19 protein-coding genes are annotated in these 22,555 nt (G+C 40.9%); 6 read left to right on the top strand and 13 right to left on the bottom strand.

All coding sequences use genetic code 11. The features are described 5' to 3' along the window. Nucleotides 1-68 precede the first annotated feature (68 nt). Nucleotides 69-1,406, top strand: a complete 1,338-nt coding sequence (xseA, locus tag ACOB80_RS12315; protein ID WP_473166134.1) for an exodeoxyribonuclease VII large subunit — start codon at nt 69-71, stop codon at nt 1,404-1,406. A 50-nt stretch (nt 1,407-1,456) separates the two neighbouring features. On the opposite strand, the gene ACOB80_RS12310 is transcribed toward xseA, so the two are convergent. From ACOB80_RS12310 to iscX, 12 genes are all read right to left on the bottom strand, one after another. After that, on the bottom strand, nt 1,457-2,143 hold the full coding sequence (locus tag ACOB80_RS12310; protein ID WP_473166133.1) for a PilZ domain-containing protein: 687 nt from the start codon (nt 2,141-2,143) through the stop codon (nt 1,457-1,459). A 105-nt stretch (nt 2,144-2,248) separates the two neighbouring features. Continuing rightward, complete coding sequence (gene der / locus ACOB80_RS12305; protein WP_473166132.1) at nt 2,249-3,700, bottom strand: ribosome biogenesis GTPase Der; 1,452 nt, start codon at nt 3,698-3,700, stop codon at nt 2,249-2,251. Between the two features lie 89 nt (nt 3,701-3,789). Next, a complete protein-coding gene (gene bamB / locus ACOB80_RS12300) occupies nt 3,790-4,998 on the bottom strand; it encodes an outer membrane protein assembly factor BamB (protein WP_473166131.1) in 1,209 nt (402 codons plus the stop codon). Nucleotides 4,999-5,038: 40 nt separating this feature from the next. Further along, nucleotides 5,039-5,677 carry a YfgM family protein gene (locus tag ACOB80_RS12295; RefSeq protein ID WP_473166130.1) on the bottom strand — a complete coding sequence of 213 codons (639 nt, stop codon included), beginning with the start codon at nt 5,675-5,677 and terminating at the stop codon, nt 5,039-5,041. 4 nt (nt 5,678-5,681) lie between these two features. Continuing rightward, nucleotides 5,682-6,962, bottom strand: coding sequence for a histidine--tRNA ligase (gene hisS / locus ACOB80_RS12290; RefSeq protein ID WP_473166129.1), 1,281 nt, complete (start codon nt 6,960-6,962; stop codon nt 5,682-5,684). Between the two features lie 93 nt (nt 6,963-7,055). Further along, a complete protein-coding gene (gene ispG / locus ACOB80_RS12285) occupies nt 7,056-8,180 on the bottom strand; it encodes a flavodoxin-dependent (E)-4-hydroxy-3-methylbut-2-enyl-diphosphate synthase (protein WP_473166128.1) in 1,125 nt (374 codons plus the stop codon). 12 nt (nt 8,181-8,192) lie between these two features. After that, nucleotides 8,193-9,335, bottom strand: coding sequence for a RodZ domain-containing protein (locus tag ACOB80_RS12280; protein ID WP_473166127.1), 1,143 nt, complete (start codon nt 9,333-9,335; stop codon nt 8,193-8,195). Between the two features lie 17 nt (nt 9,336-9,352). Further along, nucleotides 9,353-10,522 carry a type IV pilus biogenesis/stability protein PilW gene (pilW, locus tag ACOB80_RS12275; RefSeq protein WP_473166126.1) on the bottom strand — a complete coding sequence of 390 codons (1,170 nt, stop codon included), beginning with the start codon at nt 10,520-10,522 and terminating at the stop codon, nt 9,353-9,355. 28 nt (nt 10,523-10,550) lie between these two features. Then, nucleotides 10,551-11,708 (bottom strand): dual-specificity RNA methyltransferase RlmN, encoded by a 1,158-nt coding sequence (rlmN, locus tag ACOB80_RS12270; RefSeq protein ID WP_473166125.1) that lies wholly within the window; start codon nt 11,706-11,708, stop codon nt 10,551-10,553. Nucleotides 11,709-12,036: 328 nt separating this feature from the next. Beyond that, entirely contained in the window at nt 12,037-12,468 is a 432-nt protein-coding gene (gene ndk, locus ACOB80_RS12265; protein ID WP_386030297.1) for a nucleoside-diphosphate kinase, read from the bottom strand. 193 nt (nt 12,469-12,661) lie between these two features. Next, nucleotides 12,662-14,353: an NAD-dependent malic enzyme gene (locus ACOB80_RS12260; protein ID WP_473166124.1), complete on the bottom strand. Its 1,692-nt coding sequence runs from the start codon at nt 14,351-14,353 to the stop codon at nt 12,662-12,664. Between the two features lie 149 nt (nt 14,354-14,502). Continuing rightward, the gene (gene iscX / locus ACOB80_RS12255) at nt 14,503-14,703 is read right to left on the bottom strand and encodes a Fe-S cluster assembly protein IscX (RefSeq protein WP_473166123.1); all 201 of its coding nucleotides are present in this window, start codon (nt 14,701-14,703) and stop codon (nt 14,503-14,505) included. 212 nt (nt 14,704-14,915) lie between these two features. On the opposite strand from iscX, the gene ACOB80_RS12250 reads away from it, so the two are divergent. The 4 genes from ACOB80_RS12250 (at nt 14,916) to ACOB80_RS12235 (ending at nt 20,501) form a co-directional block, all read left to right on the top strand. After that, nucleotides 14,916-15,164 (top strand): DUF2164 domain-containing protein, encoded by a 249-nt coding sequence (locus tag ACOB80_RS12250; protein WP_473166122.1) that lies wholly within the window; start codon nt 14,916-14,918, stop codon nt 15,162-15,164. 42 nt (nt 15,165-15,206) lie between these two features. Next, on the top strand, nt 15,207-16,409 hold the full coding sequence (locus ACOB80_RS12245; RefSeq protein WP_473166121.1) for an NnrS family protein: 1,203 nt from the start codon (nt 15,207-15,209) through the stop codon (nt 16,407-16,409). A gap of 10 nt (nt 16,410-16,419) precedes the next feature. Continuing rightward, nucleotides 16,420-17,376: a D-2-hydroxyacid dehydrogenase gene (locus ACOB80_RS12240; RefSeq protein WP_473166120.1), complete on the top strand. Its 957-nt coding sequence runs from the start codon at nt 16,420-16,422 to the stop codon at nt 17,374-17,376. A gap of 101 nt (nt 17,377-17,477) precedes the next feature. Beyond that, entirely contained in the window at nt 17,478-20,501 is a 3,024-nt protein-coding gene (locus tag ACOB80_RS12235) for an Ig-like domain-containing protein (RefSeq protein WP_473166119.1), read from the top strand. Nucleotides 20,502-20,586: 85 nt separating this feature from the next. On the opposite strand, the gene ACOB80_RS12230 is transcribed toward ACOB80_RS12235, so the two are convergent. After that, nucleotides 20,587-21,927 (bottom strand): NAD(P)/FAD-dependent oxidoreductase, encoded by a 1,341-nt coding sequence (locus ACOB80_RS12230; protein WP_473166118.1) that lies wholly within the window; start codon nt 21,925-21,927, stop codon nt 20,587-20,589. 37 nt (nt 21,928-21,964) lie between these two features. Between ACOB80_RS12230 and ACOB80_RS12225 the strand changes: the two genes are divergently transcribed. Then, nucleotides 21,965-22,531, top strand: a complete 567-nt coding sequence (locus ACOB80_RS12225) for a GNAT family N-acetyltransferase (RefSeq protein ID WP_473166117.1) — start codon at nt 21,965-21,967, stop codon at nt 22,529-22,531. Nucleotides 22,532-22,555 lie beyond the last annotated feature (24 nt).

The raw sequence follows: 22,555 nt of genomic DNA, 5'->3' as shown, positions 1-22,555 counted from the left end.
TACTATTTTGCAGAAAAATTTATAATGGTTGGCATGAAATTTTCTTAAAGCGCTCTTTCATATAAAAAATGCCTGAAAAATACATCTTAAAAGTTAGTGAACTTACTCGTAAAGTTAAGTTTATATTAGAGTCAGAATTAAACACTGTTTGGTTAACGGGTGAAATATCTAACTTTGTCGCAGCTGGTTCTGGTCACTGGTACTTAACCTTAAAAGACGATAAAGCACAAGTTAAGTGTGCGATGTTTAAAGGCAATAATGCCAGAGTAAGAATTCGCCCACAAAACGGCGCACAGGTATTAGTGCGAGCCAGAGTGTCTTTGTATGAACCACGTGGCGACTTCCAGCTTATTCTTGAGCAAATGGAAGACGCTGGCGAAGGCTTACTTCGCCAGGCATATGAGCAATTAAAAAATAAACTCTATCAACAAGGGTATTTCGAGCAACAACATAAAAAAGTCATTCCAGAGAATATTCAATCCATAGGTGTCATCACTTCCCCTACGGGCGCAGCGATAAAAGATATTTTGGCAGTTTTAAAACGACGAAGCCCAAATAGTAGAGTGATCCTATACCCCGCCTTAGTTCAAGGAGATGATGCTAAACATGACATTGCACAGGCTATTGAAGTCGCTAACCTTAGACAAGAATGTGATGTATTACTCGTTGGTCGTGGTGGTGGCTCACTAGAAGATTTATGGGCGTTCAATGAAGAAATTGTAGTGAATGCGATTTTCAATAGTCATATACCTGTCATCAGCGCTGTTGGCCACGAAATCGATACGACCTTAGCGGACTATGTGGCTGATCTACGTGCTCCTACGCCATCTGCTGCCGCAGAGCTTGTTTCTCGCGATGAACAAGAGATTAGTCAAAAGATTACTCATCTTGAACAACAGTTAGTTAGACTGTGGCGCCAAAAACAAACAACGGTAAATAAAGAGCTATCAGTTCTTCAGCATAGGCTATCACGAGTACACCCACAAGCGAACATCGAAACACAATTGCAAAAGGCAGATGATCTGCAGCTACGCCTGCAAAATGTCATGCTGCGCACTCTTAAAAACCTAAATACGAAACCACAGCAATTGTCACAACGATTATCAGCTTTTCCTTTGCTAGAAAAAGTACAGTCTTACAACAAGCAAAGACAAGATCTAACAAGCCGCTTAGTTCATCAGAACAAAATTGCACTTGAACAAAAAGGCCTAGCCTTTGGATCGTTAGTGGAGCAGCTTCATCTAGTTAGCCCTCTTGCAACAATTGCCCGAGGCTATTCTGTTATAAGAGCCGAGGACAGCATCGTAAAAAGTGTGCAGCAATTAAAACAAGGAAGCAGTATTGATATTCAGTTTAAAGACGGTTCGGCGAGTGCCACAGTGAACTCAATAACGAATACAGACTAATGAACTAGTGATACCAATTACATTAAACTGGAAGTAGATAAAGCTAACGCTTAATCTACTTCAATCGTGATAACATGATGAAGTAGTTTAACCACGCTATTTTTGCTCTCTGCATTAAATTTCACACCGATAGAGACTCCATTTAGCACGCTTTTAATGCTACAGATTTCTCCACTGACTTTTAGATTGCTGAGCTCTTGAAAATCTTCGATGGTGACTTCTATAAACTTATCGTTGTTCATATTAATAGCTTCGCCATTTTCTACAAACAACTGACACCCTGACATTGAAAGATCGGTAATATAAGTTTGCCAATATTTATTGTCGACTCGAGATTTCGCGACAATATGAGTATCTACGCGAACCGACTTACGTAGGCTTTGTATGCTAAGGGATCGAGGAAACTCTAAGACCATTATCTTAGACGGAATTTGCAAGGTTTGCTTTATGGTACTAACAAACGCAGCCACTGAGCCTTCATGCCCCTCTATTAAGCCTCTTACTGTAACACCTGAGCCTTGGGTTATAAATTGACCAAAATTGCCCAGTTTATTCGAATCTGGAAACTGAATAAGCACATAATGTTTAGGTAAATAGCCGATAAACGTTGTTCTAAACTTTCCTTTTTGGCCGGCAGGTGTAGAAATATCTATAGTAACAATAGATCCTGCTTGCATTAGACCTAAATTTCGACTCAATCGAGAAGAAGTTTCAACTTTTACGGGACCTGATGGCATGAGATTATACAGATAAAAAAATAGCTAACTTATGGAATATAAGTTAGCTAACTAATTAAGATTATGCAATCTGTTCAGTGTTTTAACGCACAATTATTGATGTGGTTAGTCTTTTTTATAACCTTGGGTCTTGCGCGCTAATTTTTTCTGCTCAGTGTAAGAAAGCTTTTTCTTACCGGCAAACGGGTTGCTGGTTTCTCTAAACTCAATTTTAATTGGCGTACCCATGATTTTTAACGACTTACGATAGTAGTTCATTAAATATCGTTTATATGAAGGCGGTAAGTGTTTCGCCTGATTGCCATGAATAACAATAATAGGCGGGTTATAGCCACCTGCATGGGCATATTTTAACTTGATGCGGCGACCGTTATGCATTGGCGGCTGATGATCAAATATCGCCATATCCAAAATTTTAGTCACCATAGAAGTAGAAATACGCTTGGTGGCAGAGTCAAACGCTTCTTCAACAGACTCGTACAAATGACCAACACCTGTGCCATGCAAAGCAGAAATAAAATGAATACGAGCAAAATCGATAAAGCCTAGTCGTCTATCTAACTCAGACTTAATACGATCTTTTACTTCTTCATCGATACCATCCCATTTATTAACGGCTAACACGAGTGAACGACCGGCTTCCAAAATAAAGCCTAATAAACTTAAGTCTTGGTCTGTGATGCCTTCTCTAGCATCAATAATTAATAGACAAACATTAGCATCTTCAATCGCTCTCAGCGTTTTAATAACTGAATATTTTTCTACAACGTCAGTGACATTTTTACGACGCCTAATACCCGCGGTATCGATAAGTACGTATTCTCGGTCATTACGTTCCATCGGTATGTAAACACTGTCACGTGTTGTACCTGGCATATCGTAAACAACAACACGTTCCTCACCTAAAATTCGATTGGTTAGGGTTGATTTTCCTACGTTCGGTTTACCAATTATCGCGAGTTTTATTTTATCATCATAAGCAGGCGAGCTGATATCAGCCTGCTCTTCTTCAGTTAATTCTTCAAACTCGTCGCTCTCACCCTTATCATCTTCAGAGCCTAAAGATTCAATATGTGGAGCAAGTGCAAGCATAAGCAATTGAGTAACGCCACGGCCATGTGCAGCTGCTATTTGGTGTACATCGCCTAATGCCAGTTGATAAAATTCACTCACCGCTGAATCAGCGTCAATACCATCTATTTTGTTAGCAACAAGAAATACTTTTTTGTTTTGCTTACGCAGGTAGCTAGCAATACCTTCATCTGCCGAAGTTAGCCCTGCTCTGGCATCAACTAGGAATAATACGGCATCCGCTTCATCAATTGCCATTAACGACTGCTCAGCCATTAACGCATCAATACCTTCTTCATCACCGTGAATACCACCAGTATCAATAACAATAAAAGGATTCTCTTCTAACTGAGCTTGGCCGTACTGTCTGTCACGAGTTAAGCCAGGGTAATCAGCAACTAGCGCATCTCGACTGCGAGTAAGTCGATTAAATAGCGTAGATTTTCCAACATTAGGGCGCCCAACGAGCGCAACGACTGGCAACATGATCACCTCAACAATTCTTCTTTTTAAAAAACAACAGCGGCTCTACCAAAAAAGTAGAGCCGCTTTAATTTTAGCAGTTTAGCAATTAACTATGGGGTTTTAATTGCTTGCAATTCGCCATCGCGAGCTTGCACATAAATAATATCGTTTAAAACAAATGGTGTTGTATAAATACCACTACTGTCTACTTCGTAACGAGCAACGAAGTTACCGTTAGATGCGTCTAACCAGTGTAAATATCCTTCGAAATCACCAACAACGATATAGTCACCTACCACAACAGGGCCTGTTACCCTTCGATTGGTTAGCGATAATTGACTCCACTGTTCAACACCATTAACACGATCGATTGCATAAACATGGCCCTTGTTATCTGTTAGATAAATGACGTTACCTTGAATAGAAATCTGGCGATATGAAGAGTACTGACGTTCCCATAAAATACGACCTGTACGCAAATCAATTGCTACAAGGTTGCCACGAGATGAAATACTATACACTTTGTCACCGTAAACGACTGGGCGAGAATCAACATCGACAACACGTTCTAATTCCGTTGAGCCAGACGTTTCACCAACATCCGCTACCCAGCCTTGGCGGCCATTTTCTAATAGATATACCGTTAGCGTCCCATCAGGAGAACCAACGAGAGCACCACCTGCGGCTATTGTAGGAGCACTTATACCACGTAAGGTTAGCGCTGGTACTTCTTGCTCTACTTTCCATATTTCGCTGCCATCAGTTAAATTAAACGCTTTGACAACACCCGAAGCAGTATTAACAACAACGGCACCGGAATCTACTGCTGGTGCAGCAATCACTTCACCCTTTACCTTACTTTGCCAAGAAAGTTGACCCGTTTCGGCGTCAAGAGCAAACACATCACCGTCTTCACTACCAATTACAACCTTATTTAAGCCAATGCTCGGACCGCCGTTCAAATTAGCGGATGGTTTACTTTCAAAAAAGCCCGTAGAGTTATCTAAGTCGCTTAAGTCGGTACTCCAGATCTCTTTACCAGTACTAGGGTCTAACGCACGAACTTCTCCATCTCGACTCGCCGTATAAAGCTTGCCATAACCGGCAATAGGCTTTAACCGAGAGAAATAACGATCTGCGCCATCGCCTATAGAAGCATCCCACAGAACTTCAGGCTCAAATTTTTCAGTAATTTCTGTTAGTTCTACAGGTTCATTAGGGTCTATTTCGTCGTCTGTTGAGCTACAGGCAGCAATACCGCTAGCGAGTACTGCGATAACTGTCGCTTTATACAATTTATTATGAATTTTCTTTAGCACCATCGACTCCTACACTGATTTCTCTGCTATAAACAACAGATTATTTACTTAATACGATGTTTTCTGCTAAATCATCTAATTTCATTTGCAGCGCCGGATTACGGCTTTCACCTAGTGAGTCAACAGCTACTTGATAAGCTGCACGAGCTTTAGCTGTCTCGCCTTGCTTCAAATAAGCATCACCTTTAGCTTCTTCGACGGCTGACTTATATGCTTCAGGCAGAGGCTTAGACAAAGTTGCAAGCGCCTTGTCCACCTGTTCAGTTTCAATTTGCACACGTGCCAAACGCAAACTTGCAATTGCACTGATACCTTTGTCTTGACTATTATCAATTGCCGCTTGAAGATATTTCTCCACTTGTGGCCAATCTTTGTGCTCTGCTGAGTCTTTAGCTAATGCTAATGCGGTTAAAGCAGCATAGCCTGCATTCTGATTATTTTTAAGGTATTCACCACCTTGAGCTTGAAATGCTTCATTATCATTTGCCGCTAGCTCAATAACAGACTGATACTCATCAGAAGCAGCAAACTCTTCCGCTGCTTTATTTTCGTTGTAATAGCCATAGCCAATAAAACCACCAAAACCTAGCACTAAACCGGTAATAATGGCATTACCATACTCTTGCCATAAGCTTTTTAACTGTTCTACTTGTTGTTCTTCTGTTTGATGAATATCCACAAACTTATCCTTTAATTAAACTTGCTAGCAACTCTGGAACTTTGTCAAAAGCTAGCGTTTGTTGATCTTGTTTATCGCGCAAGAATTTCACTGTAACCTCTTGGTTAGCCAGTTCATCTTCTCCTAAAATCAGTGCCACTTGCGCACCAGATTTATCTGCACGTTTTATCTGTTTCTTCATGTTACCACCGCCACAGTGGTTTTGAATTCTTGTGTTAGGTACCTGATCTCGCCATTGCTCTGCTAAGCCTGCAGCTTTAATGTCGATACCTTCACCTAAGCTAATTAAGTACGCATCTACTTGACCACGAATGTCATTAGCTTTTTCCAGTGAGGTTAGCATTAATACTAATCGCTCTAAACCTAATGCAAAGCCAACCGCTGGAGAACCTTTGCCACCTAACTGCTCTACTAAGCCATCGTAACGACCACCGGCACAAACAGTACCTTGTGCACCTAAGCTATCCGTTACCCATTCAAATACTGTACGATTGTAGTAATCTAAGCCACGAACTAGCTTTTCATTAATTACATACTTAATACCAGCAGCATCTAAACGCGCTTGTACTTGTGCAAAATGTTCTTTCGATTCATCTCCAAAGTATTCGCTTAATTTAGGCGCTCCTTCCAAGGCTTTTTGCACATCTGGATTTTTGCTATCTAACACACGTAAAGGGTTAGTATGCATACGGCGCTTAGAATCTTCGTCTAGTAAATCTTCCTTACTAGAAAGAAATTCTACCAATGCATCACGATAAGCAGCGCGTTCTTCAGACGAACCTAACGAATTCAACTCTAGTGTGACAAAATCTTTGATGCCAAGTTCCGTCCAAAGTCGAGCACTTAGGCTAATAATTTCAGCGTCCATATCTGGCGTAGCAATACCAAAGGCTTCTATACCAAATTGATGGAACTGGCGATAACGCCCTTTTTGCGGTCTTTCATGGCGAAACATCGGGCCCATGTACCACAACCTTTGTTCCTGATTGTAAAGTAAACCATGTTGGTTTCCAGCGCGAACACAGCTAGCAGTTCCTTCAGGACGAAGCGTTAAACTGTCGCCGTTACGATCGTCGAACGTGTACATTTCTTTTTCAACGATATCGGTTACTTCACCTATAGAGCGTTTAAAAAGCGCTGTTGACTCCACAACTGGCATACGAATTTCGGAGAAGCCATAGTTGCCAGCAACTCTACGTAGTACTGATTCAACCATTTGCCAAATATGTGTTTCAGAAGGCAAGCAATCGTTCATACCACGAATTGCTTGAATAGTTTTACTCACCGAGTGATTCTCTCTATTGCTGGAAGTTTAAAAATTGCGAGGCCGCATTATAGGCAGTTTAACTAAAAACGTAAACTAGCTCTTTGTTATTGCTTACTCTGCGTCTATTTCTTTAACGTCTATTTTATTAGCCTGATCCATAATGGCGGCTTTAGCTCGAATTCGCTGCTCTAGCTGGTTAACCAAATCAGTATTATCAAAACGCTCTTTTTGTCTTTTTCCATCAAGGTAAAAGCCACTCTTTTTGCTACTACCCGTTAAACCAAGGTCTGATACCTCTGCCTCGCCTGGCCCATTAACAATACAGCCTATGATAGAAACGTCCATCGGCGTGATAATATCTTCTACACGCTGCTCAAGTTCGTTGACTGTACCAATAACATCAAATTCTTGGCGAGAACAGCTAGGACAAGCGATAAAGTTAATGCCACGACTACGCAGTTTTAAAGATTTTAATATATCAAAGCCTACTTTAACTTCTTCTACCGGATCTGCTGCAAGAGATACGCGTAAAGTGTCACCTATACCTTCAGATAACAATAACCCTAAGCCAACTGAAGATTTAACCGAGCCAGAGCGCAACCCGCCCGCTTCGGTAATACCTAAATGAAGAGGGTTATCAATTTGTTTTGCTAACAACCGGTATGAACCTACGGCAAGAAAAACGTCAGATGCTTTAACGCTAACCTTAAAGTCGTGGAAATTTAATCTATCTAAGATATCAACATGACGCATCGCTGACTCTAACAAGGCTTCAGGTGTAGGCTCAGTATATTTTTCTTGAATATCTTTTTCTAACGAACCGCCATTAACGCCAATGCGAATCGGAATACCTTTGTCTCGTGCTGACTCTACGACGGCTCTTACTCTCTCTTCCTTGCCAATATTGCCAGGATTAATACGCAAACAATCTGCGCCATATTCAGCAACCTTTAAGGCGATGCGATAATCAAAGTGGATATCAGTCACAAGAGGTACGTTAACTTGTTTCTTAATTTCTCTAAATGCTTCAGCGGCATCCATGGTAGGAACACTTACACGCACAATATCAGCACCAACAGCTTCTAAAGACTTTATTTGTGCAACAGTTGCAGCAACATCAGTGGTTAGTGTATTTGTCATAGATTGCACCGCAATTGGTGCATCGCCACCTACTGGTACATTGCCAACCATAATTTGACGCGATTTTCGGCGAATAATTGGAGATTCTTTAAACATGATAATAGTTATTTAACTGTTGTCTTTGATTGGTAGAGTAAATTTTGCAATATTTCCGCGATTGAAACTCGACATATCAACGGCTTGTTGCTCAAATTCTATGGAAACTAATTCTGGCTTTCCTAGCGTAACAGAAAACGGGGCAACACCTTTAATGTTCATCACGTAGCCAGCTTTCTTAATCCCCCAAGCAACGCGTTCACCAGTTGCATCGTATATATTGACCCAGCAATCTCCAGAAAAGGTAAAGACTGCGGCAGAAACAACCTGAGGTACAGTTTCTTGTGCTTGCGCGGCATTTTCACTCGTAGCGATGGCTCCGTCAGCATCCGATGCTAGTTCTTGGTTACTAAGAGCATTCTCTGCTGCAGCATCTTGTTCATTGCCGCTAGCATCTGAATCTCGACGAGCAAATGTTTCGTTGTCGGTTTTGGCTTGAGTAATCAAGTTAGCCTGATTAGTAATTTCTTCAGGTGTCGCTTCTATATCTAAATCTTCACCATCGACAGGGTTAGCAAGTAATGATTCAGATAAGCTCACGGTATTGGCGTTTGCTATCGCTTCGTCACTAGCGACTTTATCCAATGGTAAACTGGTTGAAGATAATCTGTCTACAGGCTGTGCTGAGTCGGATTTACCGCCGACTCGCATTTGCGCTTGTTGGTCGTCACTACTTGATGTGGACTCCACTGGGGCTTCAGGCTCTCCTAACAAAGGAGCACTAGATTGTGTTAAACGTGCATCTTGCACCCACCAAATAACTGTAGAGCCTATAAGCACTGCTAGAATTAAATAACTAATCCACATCAAGCGATTTGTTTCAGCTTGCTTTTCGGTTTGTTTAGAAAAACTTTGTAACTCAGCACCTTGCTTTTGAGCAATATTAAGCGTTTCGTAACTGGTTAAAACATCTTCAATGGAAATGTTAACTAACTTAGCGTAATTACGAAGATATCCACGGTTAAACGTTGAAGGTAAGCTATGATCAAAATTGTCTTGCTCGATATCATCGACTAAGGTTTTTCTGAAATTAAGTTTGTCGGCTACATCTTCCGCCGACAATCCTAAGTTTTTTCGGGCTTCGGCAAGCATTTGACCTGGACCAACAACTTCCATATCTTCTGTAAGTTCTGCTACCGCTTTTTCTTCACTCATTCAATTCTACTCAGGACTTAGTTAATTTTTTTTGGGTTGGCCAAATAAATGACATCATCAATTTTTATGACGCTATTTCTCGTCAAATTGTTCCATTTTTCAATAGCACGCATTTGAATATTGTATTTTTTTGAAATAGAAAACAAGCTATCGCCTTTTTTTACGACGTGTACAGGTAAGTTCACCGTAGAGGCCTGCGTTGAATTTACTTTAGGTAACTCTACTCTTTTAGTGTCATCAGACTTATTAACTAAAGTTGTTTGCGCTACTTCAACTTTATCTTTGTTCTGTGCCGATTGTGTTTTTTTTGGCGACAATTTTACAATGCGCTTTTTCTTATTACTCTCGGGTTTAGGTTTCGTTGCTTGATAACGCTTCGCCAATTGATCAACTTCTATTTCTGCCAAGCCATTTAGTAAATATTGTTTGCCCTCATATGATGCAGGAAACATTTTAACTAACATCGCACCATAGTTACGGGCGACACTATGATTATTTTGTTGTTGATATATCTTAGTGGCTATTGCTAACGCTTCAGGCGTGAATCGACGCGTCGCTTTTTCATAACGCTTTAGGTTGAATTCTGCTTCTTTATAGTCTGCTTTTGCGTATTTAACTCTCATCATATTCATCAAAGAGCTCGCGCGAGTCGGACTGTGTTGAATTGCTTTTTCGAGATAGCGCTCGGCTTTCTCGAAATTGTCAGCTTTTAACTGGCAAAGGGCTAAATTTTCATAGCTCTGAGCAACTAATAAATAACTAGGAACGGCAATCGCTTTTAAAAACTGTTGTTCAGCTTTATCAATCTGATCATTCTTACACAAGAACACACCATAATTATTTAACGCGTCGGCATCATCAGATTTTATCGATAAGGCTTTTTCAAATGATTGCGTTGCAAGCTGCGGTTCACCAACAGTATCGTAATAATGTGCAAATGCAGTGTGGACCTGGACAAGGTTTGGAGAAAAGCGTTTAGCCTTCTCTAAATTAAGCTTAGCTTGCGTTGTATTCCCCATTTTTAAATAGCCAAGCCCTAGAGATATTCGTGTCATGGCTATTTCATTTGAGGATGACTCATTTTGCACTACTGGCGTAGAATTATCATTCTCGTAAGTTTGCGTAACACACCCAGTTAAAGAAACAAGGACAAGCAATGGAAGTGCAAAGCTTTTTTTATAAGTCATTGGTAACAAACGCACCTAGTTTTTATCGTTAGACTATTTTTACCGAAATTTGCTCAGCTTTCATCTGTTTTTTTTCTGCAATGCCTGCGGTACGTTTTGTTCTGTCTAAAACATCGCCAGCTAACTGCCCGCATGCAGCGTCTATATCATCGCCTCGCGTTCTACGAGTAATAACGGTAAAGCCATAACTTTGTAACACTTTATCAAAGCGGTCGATACGAGAATTACTTGAACGCTTATACGGAGAACCAGGATAAGGATTAAATGGAATAAGGTTTATCTTACTCGGCGTATCTTTTAACGCATGCGCTAATTCATGTGCATGATCCATAGAGTCATTGACTTCTTGAATCATTACGTACTCAACAGTCACCGCCTTTTGCGCTTTAGAGCCGTCGATATAGCGGCGAGAAGCGGCTAAGAAATCTTTTAATGGGTACTTTTTGTTAATCGGCACAAGCTCATTTCGTAACTCGTCATTTGGCGCGTGAACCGAGATTGCCAGGGCACAGTCAATTTTCTCTTTTAGCATATCTAAGGCAGGCACAACACCAGATGTACTGACCGTTACGCGTCGTTTAGATAAGCCATAACCTAGGTCATTTAGCATATTATCCAATGCAGGAATAAGGTTTTTCATATTAAGCAAAGGTTCGCCCATGCCCATCATAACGATGTTAGTAATTGGTCGCTTACCGGCAATGCGAGTAGCACCAATGTCATTAGCGACTCGCCATACCTGACCTATAATTTCTGCAACAGATAGGTTTCGGTTAAAGCCCTGTTGCGCAGTAGAACAAAAACTACACTCCAATGCACAACCAACTTGCGAAGAAACACACAGAGTGGCGCGATTATTTTCAGGGATCCAAACAGTTTCAACTTCTTGGCCACCTTCAAGTTTTAACGCGTACTTGATTGTACCGTCATTAGACACTTGCTTTTGAGAAATTTCTGGTGCCTTGATTTCACAGTTACGTGCTAGCTTTTCACGTAGCTTTTTATTCAAGTTCGTCATTTGTTCAAAATCGCTGTAGCCGAAATGATACATCCATTTCATTAATTGATCGGCGCGAAAAGGCTTCTCGCCCAACGAGGCGAAATATTCGCGTAATCCTTGATGATCAAAATTTAATAGATTTATTTTTGCTGGCGATTGTTCCGCCTGCTGTACCACTTCAGTCATAAATCAGCTTCTCTAAACAACAAAATTTCAGGGCGCAAGATTGTACACTTTTTAAGCAAAAGAGACAATTTTAATAGCAGATAATGAAAAATACTTTAACAGTAAAGTCCTTTTCATTAGCAGCTAGGAAAGCGAAAATTCACCCAACTATAATTAAAGTAAAAGGATTTTACCGAAGACGGTAAAACCCTTTTAAGATTCGTTTCTGTTTAATTTAGTTTTTAATCGAAACTATATTTGATAGTTCAAGAAGGAAGCGCGGAGCGTAGTAACCTACGTGAGCACTTCCGACAAAGAAGTATCAGATAGAGTAAAGATTAAAACGAAATTAACGAGTGCGAGGGCAAATTTCTTCGTCTGAGAAGAAGTAAGCAATTTCACGAGCTGCTGATTCTAAAGCGTCAGAACCGTGAACAGCGTTCTCATCGATAGAGTTCGCGTAGTCTGCACGTAATGTACCAGCTAATGCTTCAGCTGGGTTAGTTGCACCCATGATTTCACGGTTTTTAAGAACAGCACCTTCGCCTTCTAAAACTTGAACCATTACAGGACCAGAAGTCATGAACTCAACTAAAGCACCGAAGAAAGGACGCTCTTTGTGCTCTGCGTAGAAACCTTCAGCTTGTTCTTGTGAAAGGTGAACCATTTTTGACGCAATGATCTTAAGACCAGCAGTTTCAAAACGGTTGTAGATTTGACCAATTACGTTTTTAGCAACTGCGTCTGGTTTTACGATTGAAAAAGTACGTTCGATAGCCATCGATTAAGCCTCTTAAATTTTTATTAAATAAATTGGGTATAAATTTTGGGCGCGATTATAGACTAAAAGTAGCGAAAAGCCTACTTGTTATTAAACTCTACATGGAAACTTTATTTTACTGTCATAAAAAAGCCCTTAAAACGAAGTGAGTACGTTTAAAGGGCTTGTTATTACTTAGCTAGTCAGTTGCAAGCTAGATACTTACTCTACGATACTGACGATATTCAGGTTGCCAGAAGTTTCGTTCAATTTTAGCTTCAAGCGCGTCATCATCAATGCGCAATGCTAGCCCTTGGTCAAACGCAATTTTTGCCACGGCAAATGCAATCTTTTTACTTAAATTAGCAATTTCAGTTAATGGCGGTAATAGCTCCCCTTCACCGCTATTAGCAAGTGGCGAGGCTTGTGCTAACGTTTCGCTAGCAACCATCAACATCTCATCAGTAATTCGGTTGATATTAGCGGCAACAACGCCCAACCCTAAACCAGGGAAAATATAACTGTTGTTACATTGCGCCACAGGGAAAAGCTCACCTTTAAACTCAACAGGATCAAACGGTGACCCTGTTGCAACAATGGCATTACCTTCTGTCCAACGAATCACCTGCTCTGGTGTTGCTTCTACTTGACGAACAGGGTTGCTTAATGGAAACACAATAGGTTTGGCACAATGTGAATGCATAGCTCTTATCGCTTCTTCAGTAAACAATCCTGCGACACCAGATACACCGATGAGAATATCAGGTTGAGCATTGTTAATCACTTCAAGTAAGTTGGCGTAATCACCTGAAATTTCCCAGCTTGATAAGCTTTCAGCAGAGTGCGCAAGTTTCGCTTGGAAGTCGCGTAAATCTTGTTGTCCTTGAGTCACCAACCCTAGACGGTCGACCATGAACACTTGGCTTCTTGCTGTTGATTCTTCCGCGCCTTCGCTCACCATTTGAGAGATAATTTGTTCAGCAATACCACAACCTGCTGAGCCGGCACCAACAAAAACAACCTTTTGATCCTTCAGTTGTGCACCTTTCGTGCGACACGCCGCAAGTAGCGTTCCAACAGTGACAGACGCAGTGCCTTGAATGTCATCATTAAAGCAACAAATTTCATCTTTATAGCGATGAAGTAAAGGCATAGCATTAGGCTGAGCAAAGTCTTCAAATTGCAACATGACATGAGGCCAACGGCGCTTAACAGCCTGAATAAACATGTCGAGAAACTCATCGTACTCAGCTTGACCAATACGCTCGTGTCGACTGCCCATGTACATAGGATCGTCTAATAGTTTTTGATTATTCGTTCCCACATCCAGCATAACAGGCAAACAATACGCTGGGCTTATACCGCCACATGCGGTGTAAAGCGATAACTTACCGATGGGAATCCCCATACCACCAATACCTTGATCGCCTAAACCTAAAATGCGCTCACCATCGGTTACAACAATCACTTTCACTTTGTTTTTCGTGGCATTTCTCAAAATATCATCAAGATTGAACCTGTCTTGATAAGAAACAAACAGACCGCGATTACTGCGATAAATATCAGAAAATTGCTCACATGCGTCACCAACGGTAGGCGTATATATAATTGGCATCATTTCCGTTAAATGCTCTTGAACAAGCTTGAAAAACAAGGTCTCATTTTTATCGTGAATAGCACGTAAATATATGTGTTTGTTTAAGTTAGTTCGAAAGCTACTATATTGCATATAACAGCGCTCTACCTGCTCTTCAATCGTTTCGTAAGCAGGAGGCAATAACCCAGTTAAGTTAAACTGAAGTCTTTCTTCAGCACTAAATGCACTGCCCTTGTTTAATAAAGGTGTTTCTAATAAATTTGGACCAGCGTATGGAATATATAATGGACGTTGATTTTTTGTTGGCATAATGAGGATTTTAGTTGTTGATGAGCTGTCTTTTTGACAAGCGGTTTACCGCGTTAGTTAACGACATAGTATAAACTATCTCTGCGAAGGAGCAAAAGGCGAAATGCTTGGAATATTTGAACATTTTACCAAACGATAACAATTAGGCACTAATCAGCCTCTGCCATCCAAGCAAGTTGAATCGCTTCTAAAACTCTTTCACCGCAATGCTTGGGATCGTCATCGAAGTTTTCCAACGACAACACCCATTCTCTAAGTTCTGTAAAATGCAATTTATAGGGATCAACATCAGGGTGTCTTTCCATCAAATCTAATGCAATTTCTTGTGAGTCGATCCAACGGTATCCCATAACAATTACCTACCTAAAAATTAAATGAAACCATAATGCATCAGCGAGTAACATTAACAAAAACCAAATGACCAACAATCGAGTTTTTCGACACGTTGGGCAATCAGTTTGCCACCATTTTAGGATTTGCTTTTTCACAACAGTAATACTCACTTAGCGCTTCATTTCAGTATAGAATACTATCATGACATTTTTTGAAAACTATAAATGATATGGCTAACGTCAAATTTTCTGCCGGAGAAAAACAAGAAATCCTCGATAAATTACAAAAATACATGCTCGATGAGCTCGACGTAGAATTAGGGCAATTTGATGCAGAGTTTTTGCTTGATTTTTTTACCGATAAAGTAGGCAACTATTTTTATAATCAAGGCGTATATGACGCACAAAAGCTATTAACAGAAAAATTAGAATTAATTTCTGACGCTTTTTATGATCTAGAACAACCGGTAAATAACTAAGCCTGATACTGTCCAACTATTAAAATCGAAGGACAAAAACACATGCAAATAACTGACTTAGAGAAAGAATCTAAAATCCCTGCTATCTTACGTTTGGGTTTTCGACCATTTTTTCTATTCGGAAGCGCATTTGCCTTATTGTCAATCGCACTTTGGTTAGCTGTGCTTAGTGGTACTTTCAATTTTAGTCCTTATGGTGGAGGGTACTGGTGGCACGTACACGAAATGATTTTTGGTTTCGTGGCAGCAATTATCGTCGGCTTTTTACTCACGGCAGTACAAAACTGGACCGGACAACGAGGTTTAAGTGGTCTACCTTTGGCCATTCTAGTTTGCATATGGCTAGCAGGCCGACTGACCTTAGCACTATCACCCAACCTAGCCTCTTGGCTGTTTTTGCTCATAGATTGTAGCTTTATGTTAGTGTCAGCACTCTTTTTGGCAATCCCTATTATTAAAATAAAGCAATATCGAAACTTATTTTTTGTCCCTATGCTTTGTCTTTTTTCGCTGTTAAATGGTCAAATGCATTTTGCCTTAAACCCAGAGTATAGCTTTGATATTAAGAGCATTTTTTATGCTGCCACTACCTTGATACTGGTACTCATGTCAGTGATGATAGGCAGAGTTACCCCCATGTTTACCGCTAATGGCACCAAAACACCAAAAGTGGCCTCCATTTGGTGGTTAGAAAGAATCGCAATTGGCTCACTGTTACTGCTTTTCATCTTTTTCTTTATTGCGCCTGTCGTCACGGTTAGTCACCAAGTTATTGGGGGTATGATGGTGCTATCGGGCATTGCTCATGCTTATAGAAGCTTACGTTGGCAACCTTGGATCACGTTAAAGGTACCGCTGTTATGGTCTTTGCATGGTGCGATAACCCTGATGTGGGTTGGATTACTCTATTTAGGCTTTCACATTTATAGCCAAACCTCTTCCATTAGCCACGCTTGGCATCTAGTGACGGTAGGCGGGATTGCCGGATTGATTCTCGCCATGATAGCGCGAGTGTCATTGGGACATACTGGCAGAACACTGCAAGTGGGGATTCTAATGAAAATCGCCTTTGTCTCGATTTTCCTGTCTGCTGTGATCAGAAGTATATTGCCTTGGTATTTTCCACAGCACACTTTATTAATTTATCAATTAAGTAGCTATTTTTGGTATGCTGCTTTCATTTTATTCCTTATAGATTATACGCCTAAACTTATTTCTCCACGTATAGACGGGCGACCTGGATAACAATAATTTTATGAATACTGTATTTTTAGACTTTCAAACCTTTAGTGAACAAACCAATCTAGACGCAATTGCGCAAGAATCCAATAACTTAACGGTACATCCTTTAACGCAGCCTTCAGAAATCATTGGGCGCTGCAAAGAAGCAGATGTTATTGTCACCAACAAAGTGCAGCTGACAAAACAAGTATTAGCAGAATTACCAAAATTAAAGCTCATTTGTGTCGCTGCTACGGGCACTAATAACGTAGATATCAACGCGGCAAAAGAGCACGGCATTGCGGTAACCAATGTTAGTGGGTATTCAACACCATCGGTATCACAATATGTGTTTGCTCAATTACTGCGATTGTTTTCAAGGCCGGAGCACCATGCTACAAACGTAGAAACAGGTTTATGGCAACAAAGTCCAAGCTTTGTTTATCACGGGCAAGGAATGGAAGAATTATCAGGTAAAACCCTGACTATCGTTGGTTACGGCAACTTAGGGCAATCAGTAGCAACCATAGCACAAGCATTTGGTATGAAGGTGTTAATTGCTGAACGTCGCGATAGCCCCCAAGTAAGAGACAAACGAACGGAGTTTAAAAGTGCCCTTGCTCAAGCTGATATTGTTAGCTTTCATTGCCCATTAACGCCTGAAACTGAAGGCCTAGTAAATAAAGACACGATAGCGTTGATGAAAAATAATGCAGTACTGGTTAACACCTCTCGAGGCCCCGTAGTAAACGAAGCGGATTTAAAAGAGGCGTTAGAAAACAAGCAGCTAGGGCATGCAATTTTGGACGTGTTGGTACAAGAGCCTCCAGCACCTGACTACCCGCTACTACAAAACCCTCCTCAAAACCTTACAGTTACTGCACATATTGCTTGGGCCAGTTTCGAAGCGCAGCAACGATTAGTTAACTTGATAGGAAAAAACATTCAAGACTTTAAAGCGGACTTAACAACCAACAGAGTTGATATTTAATTCATTAAATTAGCCACTGTTTTACATGGACTTTTAGCCAATCCACTTTTATGATGAGTAACAGGATTGATAACAACAATATGCTTTTGGAAAAATCTGTTATGCGCAAGCTCTATATCGCGTTCACTTACGCCTTTCTTTTTTTGTTAGCTGCCTGTAATGGTAGTTCTGATTCAACTTCTCCAGATACAGATCCACCTGTACAAACAACTTTGTCTGTTGTTTTAACTGATCAAGAAGACAACTCAAAAACAAGCTTTACTAAGAACGAATCTATCGTAGTTTCAGCAACAGTTAGAGACCAATACGGTAAAGGCATGGCCAAAGTTAGAGTTGATTTTTCCTCTGATTTGGGCGAGTTAACACCTGACTCAAAATTAACAGACGCGAACGGTGTTGCCCTTATCGCCATTAACAACGCGGCATTAGCGATTGGCGCAGGTACATTAACCTCAACCACGTCGAGTCTTTCAGCGACAAATGACTTTGAGTATACAGAACCAGCGTTAGTTGAAACATCGCTTACCGTAGCATTTTTAGATGCAGAGAATAACGCCAAAAACTCATTCGGAAAAAATGAAGTTATCACCGTGAATGCGACACTGCATGACCAGTTTGGCGAAGGCATTGCAAACACCTCTGTTAATTTTTCTGCAGATTTAGGAACGATTTCAGCAGACTCAGTAACTACGAATGCCAACGGTGTTGCTTCAATCACTATTTCCAACGCGCAGCTGGAAACAGGTGCAGGCACACTTGCCGCATCAACCACGATGCTAAATACTTCAGGCGACTATGAATACCTTGAGATTGCGTCAGTGCAAACAACGCTTGATGTAGAGCTATTTGATGCCACTCAAGTAGAAAAAAATAGTTTCGCTAGAGATGAAGTTGTTACCGTTAAAGCAACAATTAAAGATCAATTCAATCAGGTTATGCCAAATATTCGCGTTAATTTTTCGACAGACTTAGGCCAGCTATCCCCTGATTCTAAGCTGACGGACGAAAATGGCGTAGCTGAAACAACCATTGCTAACGCTAACTTTACGATAGGCGCAGGCACGCTTGATGTCACCACTGAACAGCTTACTTCAGCTAAAGATTACGAATACACTAGCTCAGATATTGTCGAGCCGTCACCTTCATTGACTGTAGCGATGGAAGTTAACGGACAGCTAGGCAATCAATTTACCACAGCTGAAGTGGCCCTTGTTAAAGCGACATTTGTTGACGATGCTGGAGAGCCAATTAACGATGCCATTGTTCGCTTTACTGCCGACGTAGGTGAATTAAGTACGAGTTCAGCCCTCACTAAAAACGGAATTGCTAGTGTCAATATAACTAGCGACCCAGAACTAAACATAGGCGCTGGTGTTTTAATTGCGACGATAGATGGTAATAGTGAGATTTCGACACGTACCAATTACCAAATAGTTGCTGATGATAGTACGGTTTTAGACGATGTGCGTATCGGTTATATAGATGACAACGGCGAGTTTATCGAGGGTCAAATTAAGTTAACAGGTAACTCAGAACTTGTTAGCGCCGGCGGTACTTTAGGTTTACAAGTTGATTTAGTTGATCCACAAAACCAACGTATTAGCACACCGACAACAGTCTCTTTTACCTCAAACTGTGTACAAAATGAAAAAGCGACTATCGACACATCTGTTTTGAGCATTCGTGGTACAGCTACCGCTACTTTTGAAGATACGGATTGTTCCGGTGTATCAGGTACAGAAGATGTTATTTTAGCGTCTATTACCAACAATAGCGTAACCAGCAGTGCGACAGCTGAAATTGAAATTGCACCAGACACTATTGGTTCAATTGAATTTGTTTCTTCTAACCCGACATCAATCGTTATTGCTGGTACTGGTGGTACTGAAACCGCAACAGTAACCTTTTTAGTTAAAACAGCACTCGGTAATGTAGTTCCACAACAACAAGTTAACTTTTCTTTAGACACTAGTATCGGTGGTGTCAGTTTAAGTAGAGCAGAAGGGATCACCAATAGCCAAGGCTTAGTATCAACTCAAGTTATTGCAGGTACAGTTCCAACGGTTATTCGTGTTACTGCAAACGCAGAAATGGCGTCAGGTGGTGAGACCATTTCAGTGCAAACGCAATCAAGTGAATTGTCTATTAACACGGGTTTACCTGATCAAACATCGATGACTATAGCAGCTAGCGTTTTAAACCCTGAAGCCAGTACGTTAGGTAAAGAATCGACGATTACCGTATGGTTAGCCGACTACTTTAACAACCCTGTTCTTGACGGTACAGCCGTTAACTTTAGCACTGAAGGCGGCAGAATAGAGTCTAAGTGTTTTACTGAAAACGGAACATGTTCAGTGCAATGGCAAGCAACCGAACCTTTCTTGGAAGATCACAGATCAACCATTATTGCGACTACCGCAGGCCATGAGACCTTTTTTGACACCAACGGTAACTATGTATTTGAAGATGTTGATGGCGATGCTATATCTGGAACCCTAGAAGTACGTGAAGTGGAAGCGGGTTGGACAAGACACTCACCTCAAGCCTCTGGCTTTGTAGATATGGCGGAAGCCTGGCGTGATGATAACGCCGATGGCTTAAAAGATGCGAATGAAACCGTCTTTTTCGACGATAACCAAAATGGTGTACACGACAGTGGCGATGGCTTTTTCAATGGCCCACAATGTCAAGGTAGTAAGTGTGACGAAAACGCTAAAAAAATCACTATTCGTCGTTCACTTGAACTTGTTATGGCAAGTGCCGACAATCCGAAGTTTAAACTAACCAATGAAGATGGTTCAGTAACTTATATTGATAGTGAAAGTGAAGACGTTGTCGCTATTCCCGCCTTAGATGACGGCGAGATAAGAAATTTAGTGTTTATGTTAGCGGACAGCGCCGAGCAAACTATGCCTATTGGCACAACGATTTCAGTCGTATTTAATGAAGGTGAAATCGAGACCCGTGAAATAGACGACAACAATAATCGTGGATATCACGAATTACCGTTTAATATAGAAAACGAAAGTGGTGATGCGTCTGAACAAGTAGAGTTGGCTATTACTGTTGATACGCCAGATACCTTACCCGTAACCTATATAACAACGGTCGTGATACTTAATTAATGAGTTATAAACCATTTTAATCATTAATAAAAAAGGCAATGTATAAGTACATTGCCTTTTACTTTTCAATATACTGACACAGTGTTTATAAGTATTTATCCTTAAACCTTCCATATTGAAAATAGCCCCACTGCCCTACTCGCCTAAGCGGTGCTAAAGGAAACGTTTTTAATGGTGTTTGATACAATGGAATATTCGGCACACTCACGCCAGCTACTTTATCTGCCAGCCGTTTTCCTGCTTGAACAGAAAAAGAAACACCAGCGCCACAATAGCCCATACCATAAAACACTTGATTATCTTCTGACTGATATAAGTGAGGGATATCGTCTAGCGACATACATATCCATCCTGACCATGCATAAGCGATTTCTAAATTACCTAATGCAGGAAAGCTTTGCTTCAATACGGTTAGCAAACGATTAGCGTAATACGGGTCATCAGCACTTTTACCCGTTATAGCTCCTCTGCCACCAAACAAGATACGATTGTCGGGTAACTTTCTGTAGTAATATTTTAAAGCCCTTGTATCCATCACCACGTGATTACTGTGAAAATTACAGGCAGCAATTTGCTCGGCTGACATAGGCTCAGTAACAATAATTTGGGACAAAACAGGCAGTGTTTTCTTATCAACAATATCGCAAAAGTTTTTTGGTGTGTAACCGTTGGTGGCTATAACGACCTTTTCCGTTGTTACCACGCCTTTAGGGGTATTTACTTGGTAGCTACCATCTTTTTCTTTAACCACATTTTGCACAGGAGAGCCGTTGTAAATTGTGACTCCCGCTTGCAAAGCCAGTTGTTGATACCCCATGGCTAGCTTTAATGGATTAACACCAAAGCCTTGGTGATAAAGGATACCGCCATGCGCCTGCTGATCATCCATAAAGTCAGATCTGATTTGTTCTTTTGATAAGACGTCAATATCAGAGCCAAAGCGTTGTTGCTGAAGTTTAGCAAGTGATACCAATTCCTGAAGTTTACTTGGCTTGTGAGCGACTTTAAGGTAACCGCCAGCTTGAATATCACAGTCAATACCTTCTGCAATCAATCCTTTTACCCGCTCTAAGCCTTCATTCATTTCGCCATAAATTGCACGCATTGTCTCTTCACCCCAACGCTTTTGCATAGCACTAAATGACAAGCGACCAGAGCTAGGTAAGACAAAGCCTGCATTTCTACCACTGCATCCCCAAGCAGTTTGGTTAGCTTCGAGAACAACAGCTGAAATATTATGTTCTCGCGCTAAATGTAAGGCGCATGATAACCCTGTGTAACCTGCACCGATAACAACAACATCTGCTTGAATATTATCAGTTAACGCGCCAGAATTAGTGCTTGGAATATCCGTAACACTCGCCCAGTAACTATCTGGGTAGGCTTGGTCACACCCAGGTGAAGTATGGTGCAAAGGATCGTACATAATTAACTCTTTCGTTTTATTTCTTAAGTGAGCATCAATGACAGATTCATCAATTAACTTCCGTGAAATGACAGAAGAAGACTTTGACAACGTCATCTCCTTAGGAACTGAAGTCCATGGCGAAGGCTATATCGACCCTGAAAAAGCGGCCAAATGGTTTCAGTTAGGCTTAAAAGATGGCACTAATGCAAATTTTGTTGCCTATGATAACAATAAACTCGTTGGTTTTAGGCTAACTTTTGCCGCAAATAATTGGCAAACTGACGAATGGTGCTCTGTTGATATGTGGCCTTTTCTGCCAGAACATGTCTGTTATTTTAAATGTAATACGGTAGATGCAAGCTATCGTGGCTTTGGCATAGGCAGCAAACTACTAAAACTCTCTGTGGCAGCAGCCGTTAAGCAAGGGGCAAAAGCGGGCGTTTCTCATTTATGGATGCAAAGCCCCGGAAACAGTGCAGTAAAATACTTTACTAAATGCGGTGGCACATTAATAAAAGAGCACCCAGACCGCTGGAACGAACTGAGTGCATTGGGATATTTATGCCCGATATGTCATGACGATTGTCATTGTTCTGCTGCTGAAATGATGATTACGTTTTAAGCTTGAATCATCATGCCAGTGCGA

Source organism: Thalassotalea coralli, assembly GCF_055786205.1.
Note: the sequence above shows the minus strand (reverse complement) of the source record. Positions and strands in the feature narration are given on the sequence as shown.